Origin of the sequence: Pseudoalteromonas sp. SW0106-04, from assembly GCF_001293805.1 — a bacterium.
GTDB lineage: Bacteria > Pseudomonadota > Gammaproteobacteria > Enterobacterales > Alteromonadaceae > Pseudoalteromonas > Pseudoalteromonas ruthenica.
The window spans coordinates 149,284-165,459 of the sequence record NZ_BCAI01000005.1 but is presented as its reverse complement, the minus strand read 5'-3'; the positions used below and the strand labels follow the sequence as shown (position 1 = coordinate 165,459).

At 48.9% G+C, this 16,176-nt stretch carries 16 protein-coding genes; 4 read left to right on the top strand and 12 right to left on the bottom strand.

The window, feature by feature from the left end:
- Window positions 1–122: 122 nt before the first annotated feature.
- Complete coding sequence (gene ggt, locus W04_RS08175; RefSeq protein WP_053910484.1) at window positions 123–1,880, bottom strand: gamma-glutamyltransferase; 1,758 nt, start codon at window positions 1,878–1,880, stop codon at window positions 123–125.
- Window positions 1,881–1,969: 89 nt separating this feature from the next.
- On the opposite strand from ggt, the gene rrtA reads away from it, so the two are divergent.
- Entirely contained in the window at window positions 1,970–2,560 is a 591-nt protein-coding gene (rrtA, locus tag W04_RS08170; RefSeq protein WP_231658075.1) for a rhombosortase, read from the top strand.
- Between the two features lie 20 nt (window positions 2,561–2,580).
- Here the strand turns inward: rrtA and W04_RS08165 are convergent, their stop codons facing one another.
- The 5 genes from W04_RS08165 to W04_RS08145 form a co-directional block, all read right to left on the bottom strand.
- Window positions 2,581–5,067 carry a prolyl oligopeptidase family serine peptidase gene (locus tag W04_RS08165; RefSeq protein ID WP_053910483.1) on the bottom strand — a complete coding sequence of 829 codons (2,487 nt, stop codon included), beginning with the start codon at window positions 5,065–5,067 and terminating at the stop codon, window positions 2,581–2,583.
- Between the two features lie 199 nt (window positions 5,068–5,266).
- Window positions 5,267–6,460: an endonuclease/exonuclease/phosphatase family protein gene (locus tag W04_RS08160; protein ID WP_053910482.1), complete on the bottom strand. Its 1,194-nt coding sequence runs from the start codon at window positions 6,458–6,460 to the stop codon at window positions 5,267–5,269.
- A 158-nt stretch (window positions 6,461–6,618) separates the two neighbouring features.
- Window positions 6,619–7,758, bottom strand: coding sequence for a 5-(carboxyamino)imidazole ribonucleotide synthase (locus W04_RS08155; protein WP_053910481.1), 1,140 nt, complete (start codon window positions 7,756–7,758; stop codon window positions 6,619–6,621).
- A gap of 11 nt (window positions 7,759–7,769) precedes the next feature.
- Window positions 7,770–8,252: a 5-(carboxyamino)imidazole ribonucleotide mutase gene (gene purE, locus W04_RS08150; RefSeq protein ID WP_022946589.1), complete on the bottom strand. Its 483-nt coding sequence runs from the start codon at window positions 8,250–8,252 to the stop codon at window positions 7,770–7,772.
- Window positions 8,253–8,425: 173 nt separating this feature from the next.
- Window positions 8,426–8,614, bottom strand: a complete 189-nt coding sequence (locus tag W04_RS08145; protein ID WP_022946588.1) for a hypothetical protein — start codon at window positions 8,612–8,614, stop codon at window positions 8,426–8,428.
- 82 nt (window positions 8,615–8,696) lie between these two features.
- Between W04_RS08145 and W04_RS08140 the strand changes: the two genes are divergently transcribed.
- Window positions 8,697–9,233 carry a TetR/AcrR family transcriptional regulator gene (locus W04_RS08140; protein ID WP_053910514.1) on the top strand — a complete coding sequence of 179 codons (537 nt, stop codon included), beginning with the start codon at window positions 8,697–8,699 and terminating at the stop codon, window positions 9,231–9,233.
- A gap of 6 nt (window positions 9,234–9,239) precedes the next feature.
- On the opposite strand, the gene W04_RS08135 is transcribed toward W04_RS08140, so the two are convergent.
- Complete coding sequence (locus tag W04_RS08135; RefSeq protein ID WP_053910480.1) at window positions 9,240–9,758, bottom strand: GNAT family N-acetyltransferase; 519 nt, start codon at window positions 9,756–9,758, stop codon at window positions 9,240–9,242.
- An 85-nt stretch (window positions 9,759–9,843) separates the two neighbouring features.
- On the opposite strand from W04_RS08135, the gene W04_RS08130 reads away from it, so the two are divergent.
- A complete protein-coding gene (locus W04_RS08130) occupies window positions 9,844–10,047 on the top strand; it encodes a hypothetical protein (protein WP_022946585.1) in 204 nt (67 codons plus the stop codon).
- Window positions 10,048–10,110: 63 nt separating this feature from the next.
- On the opposite strand, the gene htpX is transcribed toward W04_RS08130, so the two are convergent.
- From htpX to bioB, 5 genes are all read right to left on the bottom strand, one after another.
- Entirely contained in the window at window positions 10,111–10,980 is an 870-nt protein-coding gene (gene htpX / locus W04_RS08125; RefSeq protein ID WP_053910479.1) for a protease HtpX, read from the bottom strand.
- A 157-nt stretch (window positions 10,981–11,137) separates the two neighbouring features.
- Window positions 11,138–11,818 carry a dethiobiotin synthase gene (gene bioD / locus W04_RS08120; protein ID WP_022946583.1) on the bottom strand — a complete coding sequence of 227 codons (681 nt, stop codon included), beginning with the start codon at window positions 11,816–11,818 and terminating at the stop codon, window positions 11,138–11,140.
- A complete protein-coding gene (locus W04_RS08115; protein WP_053910478.1) occupies window positions 11,815–12,570 on the bottom strand; it encodes a methyltransferase domain-containing protein in 756 nt (251 codons plus the stop codon). Before W04_RS08115 ends, bioD begins: the two co-directional genes overlap by 4 nt.
- Window positions 12,567–13,688 carry an 8-amino-7-oxononanoate synthase gene (locus tag W04_RS08110; RefSeq protein WP_053910477.1) on the bottom strand — a complete coding sequence of 374 codons (1,122 nt, stop codon included), beginning with the start codon at window positions 13,686–13,688 and terminating at the stop codon, window positions 12,567–12,569. Before W04_RS08110 ends, W04_RS08115 begins: the two co-directional genes overlap by 4 nt.
- The gene (bioB, locus tag W04_RS08105) at window positions 13,688–14,731 is read right to left on the bottom strand and encodes a biotin synthase BioB (protein WP_053910476.1); all 1,044 of its coding nucleotides are present in this window, start codon (window positions 14,729–14,731) and stop codon (window positions 13,688–13,690) included. Before bioB ends, W04_RS08110 begins: the two co-directional genes overlap by 1 nt.
- Before the next feature lie 97 nt (window positions 14,732–14,828).
- Here bioB and bioA point away from each other — a divergent pair, with 97 nt between their 5' ends.
- Window positions 14,829–16,121, top strand: a complete 1,293-nt coding sequence (gene bioA, locus W04_RS08100; protein ID WP_053910475.1) for an adenosylmethionine--8-amino-7-oxononanoate transaminase — start codon at window positions 14,829–14,831, stop codon at window positions 16,119–16,121.
- The last annotated feature ends 55 nt before the right edge of the window (window positions 16,122–16,176 follow it).

The following is a 16,176-nucleotide window of genomic DNA, read 5'->3' as shown; positions in this document are numbered from 1 at the left end:
ACCCATTTGGGCTTATCAGACCATTGATTTATCGCTGATTGGCGCATTATCATTTTTGATACACACCAATGAATCTTTGTTAACAAACAGCAGGCATTCAAATACCTGCTGTTTGTTTACCTTTATTTTCCGAGAGCGATTCCCTCTCGGCGTGGATCGGCACTGCCATAGAGCTTACCGCCTTTCACCTCGACTGCATGAATGCCAGAGTTAAGGTCGCCAATACGCACTTTGTGGCCCCATTGCTCGAGCTGCGTTTGTAGCTCCACCAGCTCAGTGCCCTGCTCTAAGGTGGTGATATGGTTACGATTAGTAATACGGGGCAGATTGATCGCTTGCTGGGCGCTCAGTTGCCAATCCAACACCCCGACCAATGCATGGGCCACGTAATTAATGATACGGCTGCCGCCGGGCGAGCCAATCACTAAACGCAAAGAACCATCTTCATTAAATACCATCACGGGGGCCATAGAGCTGCGTGGGCGTTTACCGCCTTCAACGCGATTTAATACATATTTACCATCACGCTTTGGCGATAGCGCAAAATCGGTGAGCTGGTTATTGAGCAGATAGCCATTGACCATCACGGTGGAGCCAAATGCCATTTCAATGGAGGTGGTCATCGACACGGCGTTGCCTTGATTATCAACAATGGAAATGTGGCTGGTATTAGGCAGCTCAAAGGCATCGTCCTTACCATAGGCAATACCCACACCCGGGTGTCCAGCTTGCTTTTTAGCATCATGCTCAAGCATCAATAAGGCACGTTTTTCAAGGTAGCTATTATCGAGTAGCGCTTGCGTCGGCACGGGTTGGTAGTCGGGGTCGGCCATATAGACCTCGCGATCAGCGAAGGCTAAGCGCGACGCTTGGGTGAAGTAATGCAGCGCTTTGGGGCTATTAACCGCATATTGGCTGAGGTTTTTATCCTCCAGCAGCTTTAAGATTTGCAAAACTGCCATACCACCGCTGCTAGGCGGTGCCATCGAGCACACTCGGTATTGATGATAGCCCACACACACCGGGGCACGCTCTTTGGCGACATAGTTGTTAATGTCTTGCTCGGTGAGTAAACCTGGGGCGATGGGACTTGTTTGTACTGCTTTAGCAATGGCTTTGGCATTGTCGCCATGATAAAAGGCATCCACTCCCTCGCTGGCCAAGCGTTTATAAAGCGATGCCAAGGCGGGGTTTTGCTTTACGCTGCCAATAGCCAAAGGCGCACCACCGGGAAAGAAATACGCCCGCGCCGCAGGCATTTTCTCCACTCCTGGGTTAATACGGCGCGCTAAAAGCTTATGTAATCGCGGTGACACCTTAAACCCTTGCTCGGCTAAAGTAATGGCCTCATCAAATAAACGGGACCAAGGTAATTTGCCATCACGTTGATGGGCTTTCGCCAGCGCCTTCAAGACCCCAGGAGCCCCTACTGAGCGCCCGCCAACCACTGCATCAATCCAGCGTACAGCCTTGCCATTGCCATCAACAAATAACTCCGGTGTCGCTTTGCTAGGAGCTTGCTCGCGGCCATCATAGGTGGTGAGTCGGCGCTGCTTTGCATCATAGTGCAAAATAAAGGCCCCACCGCCAATACCGGACGATTGCGGCTCGACCAATGTCAGTACCAATTGCACAGCAATGGCTGCGTCTATGGCACTGCCCCCTTCAGCTAAAATCGCTTCACCGGCGCGCACCGCATAGGGATTGGCAGCGGCTACCATGTAATGCTCACCGCTTACTTGTTGTTTTGTCACCACCGCCGTGGTGGCCTCAGGCTCTCTATCGGCAAGCACCTGTTTATTGGTGGTCGTGGTGGCTGTGCAGCCAGAGCTAATAAGCAACGAGAGAGCCGCTGCTATCTGGGTATAAGTTCGTAACATAGCGCTGAGTGTTATTGTCGTGGTTAATTAATTGGCATCTTAAAGGCAAAGGGGCACAATAGGCAAAAAATAACGACCACTGTTAAGTTATGACTGTGTTTAAAACCCTCTTTTCGCACCGCGCAATGCTGTCTGTCTGGCCACTGATCGCACTGTGTACACTGCTTATGGTAATTGATGCCGCTGGGCCATTGTCTTTTCAGCGCCCCGCCATCGCTGAGGGCCAGTGGTATCGCTTGCTAACGGGGCACTTTTTACATAGCAATTGGCCGCATTTAGGCATGAACATGGCAGGTGTTCTAGTGCTGTGGTCGATCCATGGCCATTTTTTTAGTGTGCGTAAGTATTGGCTTTATTTGCTGCTCTTGTCTTTTGGGATTGGCCTCTGTTTATACGGCTTTAGCCCGAACATCTCTTTATATGTCGGCTTAAGTGGTTCATTGCACGGCTTGATTGCCTATGGTGCGGTGAAAGATATTCGCTGCGGTGAAAAAACCGGGTATTTAATTATCGTAGGCGTAATAGCCAAGGTGGCTTATGAGCAAATTGTTGGCGCCAGTAGTGACGTTGAGGCATTAATTGACTCCCGCGTGGCTATTGAGGCTCATCTATTCGGGCTATTGTGTGGCTTGGGCTTAGCGCTGTTAGAGTGGCGAGGCATAAAAAAACCCGAGGCTTAGCTCGGGTTTTTCATTAGCAATTAAAGGTTCTCTTCAAACAACTTATAAATGCGGCGGTATTCATCTAACCAACTTGAAGGCTGGACAAATCCGTGCGGTTCAACTGGGAAGATAGCCGTTTCAAAGTCCTCTTTCTCCAGTTCAATCAAGCGCTGCACTAAGCGCACAACATCTTGGAAGAACACGTTGTCATCAACCATAGGCGCATTGATCAATAGCGGCTTCTCTAACCCTTCAGCGAAGTAGATAGGCGAGCTACGCTCGTAGGCAATAGGGTCAACATCTGGGTGATTAAGAATATTAGAGGTATACGGGGCGTTATAATGTGCCCAATCGCTCACAGGGCGCAGCGCCGCTCCGGCTTGGAACAGTTCAGGCTCGGTGAAAAGCGCCATAAAGGTCATGAAGCCACCGTATGAGCCGCCGTAAGTACCGACCCGCTCAACGTCAACATTGGCGTTAGCCTGCATCCATTTTACACCATCAACCAAGTCTTGCGTCTCTGGCGTTCCCATTTGTCGATAAATGGCAGTACGCCAGTCGCGGCCATACCCTTTCGAGGCGCGGTAGTCCATATCCATAACTACGTAGCCTTCACTGGCAAGTAACGAGTGGAACATAAACTCGCGGAAGTAACCGGACCAGCCAAAGTGTGAATTTTGCAAATAACCGGCGCCGTGGTTGAAAATAACCGCCTTACGGGTATTACCGCTTTCATCGCTTTGGTAATCGCTGGGGTAATACACTTTCGCATACACCGGTTGCTCACCATGGCTTGACGGTACGGCAACGACTTTCGGAGCCACCAGCTTAGTTGCTTTGAATTGCTCCGATACGGTGTGAGTTAGCTGCGTAACCTTAGCCCCCGGAGCCGCATCCATGACATAAAGCTCCGGCGGGTGCATGATTTTTGAGTGCTGTAACAACAGTTTTTGCTCATCAGGACTCAAACTATAATCAGTCATGCCATCAAGGCTGGTTAGCGCCTCGCTGTTACCGCTATCCAGGTTTAAGCGATACACCTCGTAAATACCTGGGTGCTTTTTATTCGCTTTGTAGTAAAGATATTGGTCATTTTCGCTCAAGGTCAGGTTAGACACCTCAAATTGGCCGTCGGTACGCTGGGTTGCTTTACCTGTTAACGGCTTAGTGTAGATGTGGCTATAACCGGATTGCTCTGACAAGAAATACAAGGTGTCGCTGGTGTTTAACCAGCCAAAATCATTAAAGGTGTAGTTGATCCAGGCATCGTCGTGTAAACGATGTTGGTTCACTAACTTTTTGCCTTTAAAGTCAACGGTCGCTATCCAGCGGTCTTTGTTATCCCAAGCCTCAAGCATAACAGCAACTTGCGAGCCACTGCGGTTCCATTGAATGGCACTTTGACCCCAGCCCCAATCCATCATCAAATTGATTTCACGGCGCTTAGTTTCGCTTTCATACTCTTTGCCTTGGCGCGCATAGTTTTCACGCTTCACCTCGGCAAGCACATCTTCATTCCAACCGGGCAAGGTATTATAGGTCAGCGTTGTTTTTGCTTTGCTCGGCAAGTCGATATACACCAATTCTGTGCCCTGTGGCTTGGCATCCGCAACCCGGCGACGGGCTGGTACCGATTCTACCCCTGCATCTTGGGTAATGTAATTAGGCATGATGTCGGTGTCTGCGCGCCAGCTTCTATCATCGGTTAACGCAACGATAAGCTTACTGCCATCGGGAGAGAGCTGGGCATCCACTAAACGCTTTTTATCGCCTAGATAAATGGTGGCATCGACTACCGCGCTATTTTCATTCGCTAACTGCTGGTCGCGCTCGAGGGCATCTTTTTGATTTTTTAGCTGCAGTGCAACATAGTCAATAAGCTTATGTTGTTCCCTAGCAATGTAGCTTTTCGGCTCATTAACCTTGATTGGCTTATCTTCGAGCTTAAGGTTGGCCAACTCACTATGCAGCCCGGTGCCTAAGTCTACATGCATAAACACGTTACCACGGCGATATACTAGGCTGTTATCATTTAAAAACTGCGGCGCAGATTCAAATGCCGACGTTTTGGTGATTTGCACTAAGGTGTTGGCAGAGGTATCACGAACAAATACATCCCCTTTAAATACATAGGCCTGTAAGCGGTTATCTTGACTGTATACGGCCTTATCATCGCCCAACGTGTGTAGCTGCGCCAGCGTTACTTTGGTTGCACTGTCTGCGCCAACGGCCTGTGTGTAGGTGTCGCGTAGTTGATTACCTTGTTGTTTTTGCTGATAAACAACGGTGTTTGAATCGCTGTGCCAAAACGCGCCTTCTGGCTGGTTACCTATCCAGTCCGGATCAGCCATAGCTTGTTCAAGGGTAATAGCCACTGAACCTGGTTTTGCCGGTGTCTCCACTTGGCTTGGGACGGGAGTTTGATTCGTTTCTACTTGCGTGTTGCTTTGTTGTGCGGTGCTTTGACAGCCGCTGAGGATAAAACTGGAAGCAATGGTCGCCGCCAGTACTGATTTATGGAACATGATTGTCTTCAACTAAATACACGGTGCCCTGATTTAAGCAAAAACTCACAAGCAAAGACAGTGTTTTAAGACCAACGGCAGTTTACTTAGACAAAAAAAAGGTCAGCAAGGGATGCTGACCAAAACTCTGCGCTAGCAATAACGAAACAAGTACGGAACCTGCTTCACATATATATAGAGTACTAAGCGGCTAAATGGTTCACTGTTTTTTTATTAATTTTAGGTCCATCCACACAAGACGATGATCTGACGAGGCTTTTCTATCACTAATTAATTTATATTGTGCCGGGTCTTGCTCCGTCGGCCAATATACACCTGCCGAGATTGGCTCAAAACCGAACTTTGATGGCAACACATAATCAGCTCTAGCACGCCAGCTGGCGGTGTAATAACGCGCATACGCTTGCTCATCCACCCCTGCTCCTCCGGAGCTCTCGGGCACCATGCTGGCATCCACTTTATCATGCGCTAACACTTGATTAATGGCCTCAGGACGCGCTTTATCGCCTTGCGGTGCAGCGTTCAAATCTCCCAAGATAACAAATCGGCTGTTGGTATTGAGGCCTCCTTGGCGGCCTTGGTCATCCACCAAATAATCGCTTTGATTATCTAAATAATCGGCTATTAGTTTAATCTCAGCTTTATTACGCAGACCGTTTCTATCTTCCGGACCATCGAACACCGGTGGTGTAGGATGAGATGCCAGTAGATGCACACGTTTACCATCAACACTAATAGGCACATCCCAGAATGACTTAGAGCTTAAGCGCGCAGCTTGCCATGTACGGTTATCATAAAAAGCATTGCCATCAAGCATGGGCATCTGCGCCTGCGGTTGTTGCGCCCATTTCAATTGTGCAAACGTGCGCACGCGCTCATAGTCAATGGGGTAGCGGCTTAAGATCACCATGCCGTATTGGCCAGGGTAAAAACCAAAGCCATAAGCATCTCCGCCATTGCCAGAGAGCTTACCATTACCGTCAAAGTCGTAGTCGCTGGCAACACCGGTATTAACTGGCGCACTATAGCTGTAGGGGTAATGAATGGCTTTTACACTGCCATGATCTTTGCCTAGATAGTGGCGTTGAAAAGCATCAACTTGTTCGCGCCAATTCTCGTTATAATCGAATTCATTGAGCAATATCACATCAGGACGCACCCGTTGAATAATATGCGCGATATTGTGAATTTGCGGGTGTTGCCCTTGGGCTAGCAAGGCAGGTAAAGGCGACTCACTTAGCTCACTGGGGTTAGTAACGTAGTTCGAGCCATCCATACTGACGTTAAAGGTCGCGATACGCAGCGTTGTTGGCATAGACGAATGAGGTTGCGCACAGGCCGCAACGAACAGACACAAGGAGCCAATAAGGCCAAAACGTTTGCACAAGGTCATTTAGGGTTTTCTCTTATATAAGCAAAATGAAAACGCCATACTAGCAGCTGTTAATGACATTGTGTCAGCGTTTGGGATGAAAAAACCGAGCTTCAAGGCTCGGTTTATTAGCTTAAATAGTCTTGTTGGTTGCCATCCGTACTTTGCAACCACAAGTGCTAATTGAGAATTAACTGATGGGCTCGTGCTTCAATACCAGGATAATCCTGCTCGCTGAGGTGCTCATGCAATTCACCGAGACGCTCCCCAAGCTCATGCAAGGTATTAGCACTGACATTGATATGCCCCATTTTTCGCCCTGGTTTTACCGCTTTACCATACCAGTGACTGCGAACGCCGGTGGTGGCCAATACCTCTGCCGGGATCGCTGGCTGACCCAAAACGTTAATCATCGCACTCGGCTGTAATAGATAAGTACAACCCAAAGGCAAACCGGCAACAGCACGCACATGGTTCTCGAACTGGCAACAATAAGCGCCTTGCTGTGTCCAATGACCCGAGTTGTGCACACGCGGCGCAATCTCATTGACTAACAATTCACCGTCAACATCGAAAAACTCGATAGCAAGTACGCCAACATAATCCAGCGCATTGGCTATTTTGCTGTAGGCATCTACCGCCTGAGATTGCATGTCTTGGCTGACGATGCCTGCGACCGACAGCGTTAACACCCCGTCAGTGTGTTCATTTTCGGTGACCGGGTATACTTTTACATTCCCTTGTGCATCGCGCGCACCTATCACTGAAACTTCACGGTCAAACGCAATCATCTTTTCACAAATAATGCGATGCGACGCATCTTTATCTAAAAATGCCTGCATTTCTTGCCAGATTTCATCAGTTTGTTCGATGCTTTTTAAGCGCCATTGGCCTTTGCCGTCGTACCCAGCCTGACAAGTTTTGATCACCAAAGGTAAACCCAATTCATTCACCGCCTGCTCAAGGTGGGCACGCTCACTCACTAAAATATACGGAGCACTCGGTACGCCAGCACTATCGAGCAGCGCCTTCTCTTTGGCGCGGTCGCCGCCGCATTCAATGGCTTTTTTACCGGGGAAGAATTTGCCGCTTTGCTCACAAGCCGCAAGCACATCGCTGGGAATATGCTCAAACTCAGCAGTAATACGTTCGCTACTGGCGATTGCTTGCTCTAACGTTTGCGTATAGTGCTCACCGGTTACCGGGTGCACCACTTGTTTGCTGGCCACGTCATAAGCACGAATATGGATATCCAGCGGCGCTGCTACAAGCGCCATCATTCGCGCTAGTTGGCCCGCGCCCAGAACTAACATTTGCATATACGACTCGCTTATTCAGCTGGGTTAGGGTTAGCTAAAACAGTCTCTGTCTGCTCGGCACGAAATTGGTCGATTTTCGCCAGTAGCTCAGGTTGCTGACAGCCCAAGATTTGCGCTGCCAACAGTCCCGCATTCGCGGCACCGGCATCACCAATAGCTAAAGTACCTACCGCCACACCTTTTGGCATTTGGCAGATTGATAATAACGAGTCAACGCCATTGAGCGCTTTCGATTTTACTGGCACGCCCAATACCGGCAGCGAGGTAAAAGCGGCCGCCATACCCGGTAAATGCGCAGCCCCGCCGGCACCGGCGATGATCACTTTAATACCACGCTCAGCAGCTGAGCTCGCGTAATCAGCTAAGAGTTGAGGAGTGCGATGCGCAGAAACCACTTTGGTTTCATACTCGACACCGAATTTATCCAGCATGTCCGCCGCATGTTGCATGGTGGGCCAGTCTGACTTTGAGCCCATAATAATTCCTACTTTCATTGCCACTCCTCAGTATGAACGATATAAATGTAAATTACGCCGTATGATGACCAAGCATCAAAGGGGGTTAGCGCCGCAGTGATTCTCTTTCACCACAAAAATTGTCGCGCATTATACTAAAAAGCCCGATAAAAAGCATGGCTAAGTTTTGTTGCTAGGGGCAATGAACAAAGTTATCCATTCGCTGCTTTCCAAACTCGCCATGCCTTAGCGGGCCCCATTATCAATGCCAAAACCACCACCCCTCCGGGGATGAGCACCGCCTTTAGCACCGGCCCTAACACATAGCTGTAAAAGCATATAAAGGGCACAAACAACACATAACCGATTATCCGTGATACTATATTAACGACTGATTCCATTGTAGTTTTCCATTAACTTATAAAAATGAGCGCGCTCATTATAATAATTGAGCACGCTCAATATCAAGCAAAAGGGTTTGTTTTGAGTCACCAATTAACGCCTAAAAAACTGCAAACGCGAACACGGATCTGCCAAACCGCGTGGGAGCTGTTTATTGCCAAAGGGTTTGAGAGCACGTCAACACGTGATATTGCCAAGGCTGCAGGGATAGCAAATGGCACCTTGTTTAGCCATTTTGCGAATAAAGATGAGTTGCTCAAGGTGTTAATGATTGCGCAGATTGATAACGTCATCGCTGATGCTCAACGCAGTGACGACCATCAGCAGCCAAAACTGAAAATGCGCCACTATGCCACGCACCTGTATGCGTTTTATTTGCAGCATGTGGAATTCAGTAAGACCCTACTACAGAGTTTGATTTGGCAAGGACAGTTTTTCGATGAGCAAATACAGCAATTTAAAGCCTTGCTATTTGCATCGGCTCCCCAGTATGACGAGGTGCGTGCCGCAGCCATGATGGACTGTTACTTTATGACTTTAATAGAGGGGTTAAATCAGCCAGCCCCTAACGCTAATGCTATGGTGCGTCGCTTAAGTGCCAAGCTCGCCCTACTCTAATCAGGATTAACTTGCTTGATTGAGTTGCTCGCCAATATCGAGTGTACAGGCCGGTAACGCTAAACTGTAATGTTGTGCGCTAATTGGTTTGAAGCCTGCACGGGTAAGCGTATTGATACTGCGGTGATTTTCGACCATCACTCGTGCTTGGATACGCGCGAGCGGCTTATCAATATAGCGGCCGTATTCGGCTAATAGCAAAGCTATGGCTGCTTGCATATAACCTTTACCCCAATGCTGAGGATGAAGTTCAAAGCCGAGCTCCGCGCAACCTTGGGCGATATTATATAGGCCGCAGCTACCAATGACCTGGTGCTGGTGAATGATAGCTAAGCGCACGCCTTGCCCTTTTAGAAGTAGTTCGATGTCCGCTTGAATCATACTACGCACCTCAGTTTTAGTTTTCGGTGGTAAATAATCATTAAAGCGAAAAACCAAAGGCTGCGAGAGGATAGCAAACATTGCCGGCGCATCTTTGTGGCCTATGGGGCGTAAACTGAGCCCGCGAGATGGGCAGCGATTCATAGCGGTAAGAGTATATCGGGCTTGAGTTAGCGAATTATTGCCTTAAACTATGCTCAAGAGCAAGCACTAGAAGTTAAAAACACTCATGGCTGATGATTTTATTATGGTTCCTCCTACTACCACGGTGTACTGCCCTAAACGCGGCGAAGGCTGGACGTTAACAGGGATCACTGGCATTGAGGAGTTCGTCTCGGTGATGTTTGATGGCGTCCGCTACACCCTAAGCGCCAAAGAGGTGGTTGAGGAGTTGATCCCCAACCAGCAGCAACGCCAGCAACAAAGCGCGTAATTGCTTAACTGAAAACAAAAAAGCGCACTCCAAAGTGCGCTTTTTTTAGTTCCACAACAGCCGTTAGCTTTGCGTTGACAGTGCATGAATTCGCGCATCCAATGGCGGGTGTGAAGCAAATAGCTCACCAATAGAGCGCCCTGGTGCGATACCAAAGGCCATCATTGAGCCTTCTAGCTGTGACTCATGGTTGCCTTTTAAGCGCTCTAGTGCGGCACGCATTTTATGTGCGCCCACTAACTCGGCTGCGCCTCTGTCTGCGGCAAATTCACGTTTGCGGCTGAAGTAAGCAACGACCACAGAAGCGAGTATGCCAAATAACACCTGAAACACCATATCGAAAATAAAATAGGTCCAGCTGGGGCCACTTTGCTCCTCATCGCCATTGAGGAAATTATCAACGATGCCAGCCAATACCTTAGCAAAGAAGATAACGAAGGTATTCACGACTCCTTGAATCAACGTCAATGTCACCATGTCGCCATTGGCCACATGAGAGACTTCATGAGCGAGAACCGCTTCGGCTTCTTCTTGGCTCATGTTGTGAAGCAAGCCACTGCTTACCGCGACTAACGCGTTGTTTTTCGATGGTCCAGTAGCAAAAGCATTGATTTCTGGGCTGTCGTAAATAGCGACCTCTGGCATGTTGATACCACGTTGACGCGCTTGCTCGGCAACCGTGTTTACCAGCCACTGCTCGGTACCGGAGCGCGGCTGCTCAATAACATATGCGCCAGTAGAGCGTTTAGCTATCCACTTAGACATCAACAATGAGATAAAGGAGCCACCAAAACCAAACAAAGCGGCGATGATGAGGATCCCCCCCATACTGCGACTTGATATCCCCAGCACTGAGAATACGATAGATAACACCACACCTAGCACTAACATAACGGCAAGGTTGGTCAATAAAAAGAGCACAACACGTTTCATACTACATTTCTCCAACGGGTAAGATTATTCATTAGGGATCATCGAGTGATCCATAATGGATAGCGTCACCCTATCGACGCGTTATGCTCAATATATATAGGCAGATGTTTACGGTATCAAGTTATTTCGGCAAACGGATTTGTAAGCAACTGTAACCTTAACCTAACTCGAATAGCTCCATGAGTGCGCGGTGGATTTTTAGCTTTGGTGTGTGCTCGGTATAAGGGCTTTCACCAAGAAATGGGGCTGGCAGCCTTGCTTTCAAAGTGGCTAAATTGGCATCGTATTCCTGCATCTGTGGATCCACTTGGTTGGCTATCCACCCAGCGACGTGTACACCTTGATGCGCCAGCACTTCCATAGTTAACAATGCATGGTTGAGGCAACCGAGTTTCATACCCACAACTAAAATGACTGGCAGCTGCTCAGCAAGCACCCAATCACTTAACAGCTCCGTGTCATTAATGGGTAATAGCCAACCTCCGGCGCCTTCGGTAATGAGAATATCGGCACCGCAACTTTTAAACTCGTCGTATGCGCTGCGTAACTTGCTAACGCTAATATGTTCTCCTTGCTGCGCAGCGGCAATATGAGGTGCAATCGGTGGCGCAAAAATAAACGGATTTACTTGCTCATAGAGCACATTGGTGTTGCCGCTTTCGATGAGCGTCAGTGCATCGGTATTGACCAGTCGGCCAAACGCCTCCTCAGCACCTGCGGCGATGGGCTTGAACCCGGCCGCCTTCTTTTTATGCTGTACAGCGAGTTTCAGTAGCAAGCTGGTGACATGGGTTTTACCTGCATCGGTATCGGTTGCGGTAACAAAAAATTGTTTCATTTAATGAGCTCCAAAAATGCGACGTTGTAGCTTAATTCCACGCCCGGCTGCGATCCCTGTAAATGGTTGAGAACCTGCATATACTGATTTTTCGATAAGTGACGGTGGCCATGCTCACAGCTATTGGCACCAATAGCCGATAAACTTTTTAACGCCTGTTTAGCACTGTCAAAGCGATCAAGTAGCCTTGCTTGATGCTGCCATTGCACCTTAAACCCAGCTTGCTTTGCTGCGATGGTCAAATCGTCAACACGTATAAATTGGTTAATGGCTGGCACCCCTGCCGTGGCAAAAGCAGCTTTCACTTCCTCAAGGGAGCCTTCGCTCACCACGGCAATATATGCCCGCCCATTCGCCGTTAAAATACGGTGTAACTCGCAAAGTAAGGCAGCTAAATCAGCAGACCATTGCATCGCAAAGTTACTAAAGACGGTGTCTATCGCTGCACTGTGTATTGGTAGCGTGTCCATATCTGCACACACCACATGATTGTCATCGCCACCTAAGGTTCGTGCACACTGTAGCATGGATTCTGATAAATCAAGGGACACTAACTGCTGTGCCCTGACACTGAGCGCATGGCTATTGACGCCGGGACCCGCGCCTAAGTCTAAACATACACCCAAATGTCTGGCGCCAATGTGGTCTAACAAAACGGTACTGCTCGCGGCTTGCACTCGCGCATGCTGCTGATAATTCGTTGCCGCTTTGGAGAATTGCCGCTGGGTAGTGAGTTTTAATGCCGCACTCATCGGCATTGCTCCAAGGCGCTGACTAAGGTGCCGATATCTTCCTCAGTATGGGCTGCTGTTAAGGTAATACGCAAACGCGCAGTATTGTGGGCCACAGTGGGCGGTCGTATAGCACTAAGCCATATGCCTTTTTCACGAAGTTGATTTTGCATCACCAACGCTGATTCACTATCGCCGACGATCAACGGCTGTATCGGTGTATCTGAGGGCATCAGCGCTAAATGAGCCGCCGCACATTGGCTTTTAAAGTAATCAATCAGTACAGATAAATGTTGGCGCTCGGCGTCGGCCGCCAACAACTGCGTCAGTCGCTCGTCAATCACCTCACATTGCAAAGCGGACAGTGCCGTGGAATAGATGTAATCGCGATTACTTTGCAGCAGCAAATCGATGACCTTGTTGCTAGCTAGTACGATAGCCCCGTTGGCAGCCAGCGCTTTACCAAAGGTGAGCACTAAAATATCAGGCTTAAGCACCACAGCGCTGCCTTTGCCTCCACCGAGCACCCCAAACCCATGGGCATCATCGAGCATTAACCAGGCCCGGTGCTTCTCACACTGATTGCGTAGCTGTTCAAGCGGCGCGCAGTCCCCATCCATTGAGAACACGCCCTCGCTTACCACCAGCTTATGGTGAGCTTTGGATTTACCCAAGCGCGCATCCAGATGCGCCATATTATTGTGATTAAAGCGCTGCATCTGTGCGTTTGCCGCAAGGCCGCCATCGACTAAACTGGCATGATTCAGTTTGTCTTGCACAATCAAGCCTTCACGGGCTTGAGCAAACAAGGCTTTTAGCACACTGGCATTAGCACTAAAACCGCTGGCAAACAGCAGCGCTGACTCAAAGCCATAAAGTGCACAAAAACGTTGCTCCAGCTCTGCTTGCTCACGACTGTAACCAGTAACCAACGGCGAACTGTGCCCGCCACTGCGCCCTTTCAATGGCGGCAGCGGCCGATCGCCTAAGGCAAGATAGTCATTGGACGCAAAATTTAAATAGCGTCGACCATCCACGGCCAAGGTGCGCGCACAAATGTCATCGACTACCACGCGCTGGCGCAGTAAGTGCTGCTCTTTGGCACCCTCGAGCACATTATCAATGTATTCAAACGCCATTAGGGTGCTTCGTAAAACAGCTCTGAGGTTTTCTTATCAGCGATAGCTGAACTTAATGACGCTTCATAGGCCTCGTCTGAGTAATCCTGAGCCTGCTCTGGGCGCATCCCCAATTTGCGAATAAGGTTCATATCGGCATCGGCTTCAGGGTTGTCGGTGGTCAGCAGTTTGTCACCATAGAAAATGGAATTTGCTCCGGCAAAGAAACACATGCTTTGCATCTGCTCATTCATTGCCGTGCGCCCTGCTGATAAACGCACGTAGCTTTTCGGCATCATGATACGCGCCACAGCAATAGTGCGAATGAATTCGAACTGGTCTAAATCATCGACGTTTTCTAAAGGCGTGCCCTTGACCTTAACCAGCATATTAATCGGCACACTTTCCGGTTGCTTAGGCAAATTAGCCAGCTGGATCAGTAGGCCGTAGCGATCAGAAGCCTGCTCTCCCATACCGATAATACCACCGGAGCATACCTTCATGCCGGCATCACGCACATGATCCAGTGTGTCTAAACGGTCTTGGTAAGTGCGCGTCGTGATAATCTGCTCATAGTATTCAGGTGAAGTATCAAGGTTATGGTTATAGTAGTCTAACCCCGCCCCGCGCAGCTGCTTGGCTTTATCGTTATCGAGCTTGCCCAGTGTCATGCAGGTTTCTAAACCCAGTTCTTTTACTTCTCGGACCATGCGCTCAATGTAAGGCATGTCGCGGTCTTTTGGGTCTGACCATGCTGCGCCCATGCAAAAACGGGTCGCACCTTTTGACTTGGCTGCCCTTGCTTGCTCAACCACTTTTTCAACTTCCATCAAGCGTTCACGCTCGAGGTCGGTTTTGTAGTGCCCTGACTGAGGGCAATATTTACAATCTTCTGGGCAGGCGCCGGTTTTAATCGATAATAAAGTCGAAATTTGCACTTCGTTGGGGTTAAAGTGTTGACGGTGAATGCTTGCCGCTTTGAACAGCAAATCATTAAATGGCATGTCAAAAAGGGCTTTAACTTGTTCGTGCGTCCAGTTATGACGGATTTCGGCCTGTTCCATAGAGTTCTCTTTATTATCGACGGTAGAATTTAATTTTGTATCAGTCTACGAGTTGCCTTAGTATTGTCAACGCTGAAATGACATTTGAAGTTTACCTATGAGCAATAATTATACACATATCGACACTGAGTTTGATCGTGAGCACATTTGGCACCCCTACACATCAATGCTCAACCCTCTTCCCAATTACCCCGTTACCCATGCTGAGGGAACCCGCATTTATCTGCAAAGTGGCGAAGCCTTAATTGATGGTATGGCATCGTGGTGGAGTGCCCTGCATGGCTACAATCACCCCAAACTAAATGAAGCGCTGCAAAGCCAAAGCAACAATATGAGCCATGTTATGTTTGGCGGTATCACTCACGCGCCAGCAGTTGAACTGTGTAAAAAATTAGTGGCGATGACTCCTAAAGCGCTCGACAAGGTGTTTCTTGCCGATGGCGGCTCAGTAAGTGTGGAAGTGGCAATAAAAATGGCAGTGCAATATTGGTATAGCCAAGGCCATAAACAAAAGCATAAGCTTATGACCCCGCAAAAGGGCTATCACGGCGATACCTTTGCCGCGATGAGTGTGTGCGACCCGGTCAACTCAATGCACAGTATGTATCGCGGATTTTTACCCGAACAAATCTTTGTGCCGCCACCCCGTAGCCGTTTTAATGAACACTTCGACGCAGAAGAGGCGCACACCCTAGAGCAATACTTTGCCAAACATCATCATGAAGTGGCGGCTTTTATCATTGAGCCCATCGTCCAAAATGCCGGCGGTATGAACTTTTATCATCCCGACTATTTAAAAACCGTGCGCCAGTTGTGCGACCGCTACGAGATATTGCTTATTTGCGACGAAATTGCCACTGGTTTTGGCCGCACCGGTACCTTGTTCGCTGTTGAACACGCCGATATTACTCCAGATATTATGTGTGTCGGTAAGGCACTTACCGGTGGCTATATGACCTTAGCCGCAACATTGACCACGAGTCATGTAGCACGCGGTATTTGCGAAGGCGAAGCAGGCGTTTTGATGCACGGTCCCACCTTTATGGGTAACCCGCTGGCCTGCGCCGTGGCCAACAAAAGCCTCGAATTGTTGCTCGATAATAATTGGCATGGGCAAATAAAGGATATTCATCATTGGCTTGGTGCCTTAGAGCGCTGCCGCGAATTAGCCGCCGTGGTTGATGTACGCCGCCTTGGCGCCATTGGTGTAGTTGAGCTCAATAGCGCTGTGGATGTCGCCAAGATCCAGCAGTTCTTTGTTAGCCAAGGAGTGTGGATCCGCCCCTTTGGTAAATTGATTTATCTTATGCCGCCGTTTGTTAGCAGCGAAAGCGACATTCAGCGCTTGGCCACGGCAATATACGATGCTATCGCTCAGGGCCACTACTAATGAGGTGGTGACTGTTGCCCCTTTGAGCTGGCTATCGCCACAGTTTATAATCAGC

Bases quoted from the DNA above. Each gene is read 5' to 3' on its own strand.
- W04_RS08115 (WP_053910478.1), bottom strand. From the start codon at position 12,570: ATGAGTGCGGCATTAAAACTCACTACCCAGCGGCAATTCTCCAAAGCG.
- W04_RS08160 (WP_053910482.1), bottom strand. From the start codon at position 6,460: ATGACCTTGTGCAAACGTTTTGGCCTTATTGGCTCCTTGTGTCTGTTC.
- bioB (WP_053910476.1), bottom strand. From the start codon at position 14,731: ATGGAACAGGCCGAAATCCGTCATAACTGGACGCACGAACAAGTTAAA.
- bioD (WP_022946583.1), bottom strand. From the start codon at position 11,818: ATGAAACAATTTTTTGTTACCGCAACCGATACCGATGCAGGTAAAACC.
- purE (WP_022946589.1), bottom strand. From the start codon at position 8,252: ATGAAAGTAGGAATTATTATGGGCTCAAAGTCAGACTGGCCCACCATG.
- W04_RS08145 (WP_022946588.1), bottom strand. From the start codon at position 8,614: ATGGAATCAGTCGTTAATATAGTATCACGGATAATCGGTTATGTGTTG.
- rrtA (WP_231658075.1), top strand. From the start codon at position 1,970: ATGACTGTGTTTAAAACCCTCTTTTCGCACCGCGCAATGCTGTCTGTC.
- ggt (WP_053910484.1), bottom strand. From the start codon at position 1,880: ATGTTACGAACTTATACCCAGATAGCAGCGGCTCTCTCGTTGCTTATT.
- W04_RS08110 (WP_053910477.1), bottom strand. From the start codon at position 13,688: ATGGCGTTTGAATACATTGATAATGTGCTCGAGGGTGCCAAAGAGCAG.
- W04_RS08130 (WP_022946585.1), top strand. From the start codon at position 9,844: ATGGCTGATGATTTTATTATGGTTCCTCCTACTACCACGGTGTACTGC.
- W04_RS08135 (WP_053910480.1), bottom strand. From the start codon at position 9,758: ATGAATCGCTGCCCATCTCGCGGGCTCAGTTTACGCCCCATAGGCCAC.
- W04_RS08155 (WP_053910481.1), bottom strand. From the start codon at position 7,758: ATGCAAATGTTAGTTCTGGGCGCGGGCCAACTAGCGCGAATGATGGCG.
- W04_RS08165 (WP_053910483.1), bottom strand. From the start codon at position 5,067: ATGTTCCATAAATCAGTACTGGCGGCGACCATTGCTTCCAGTTTTATC.
- htpX (WP_053910479.1), bottom strand. From the start codon at position 10,980: ATGAAACGTGTTGTGCTCTTTTTATTGACCAACCTTGCCGTTATGTTA.
- bioA (WP_053910475.1), top strand. From the start codon at position 14,829: ATGAGCAATAATTATACACATATCGACACTGAGTTTGATCGTGAGCAC.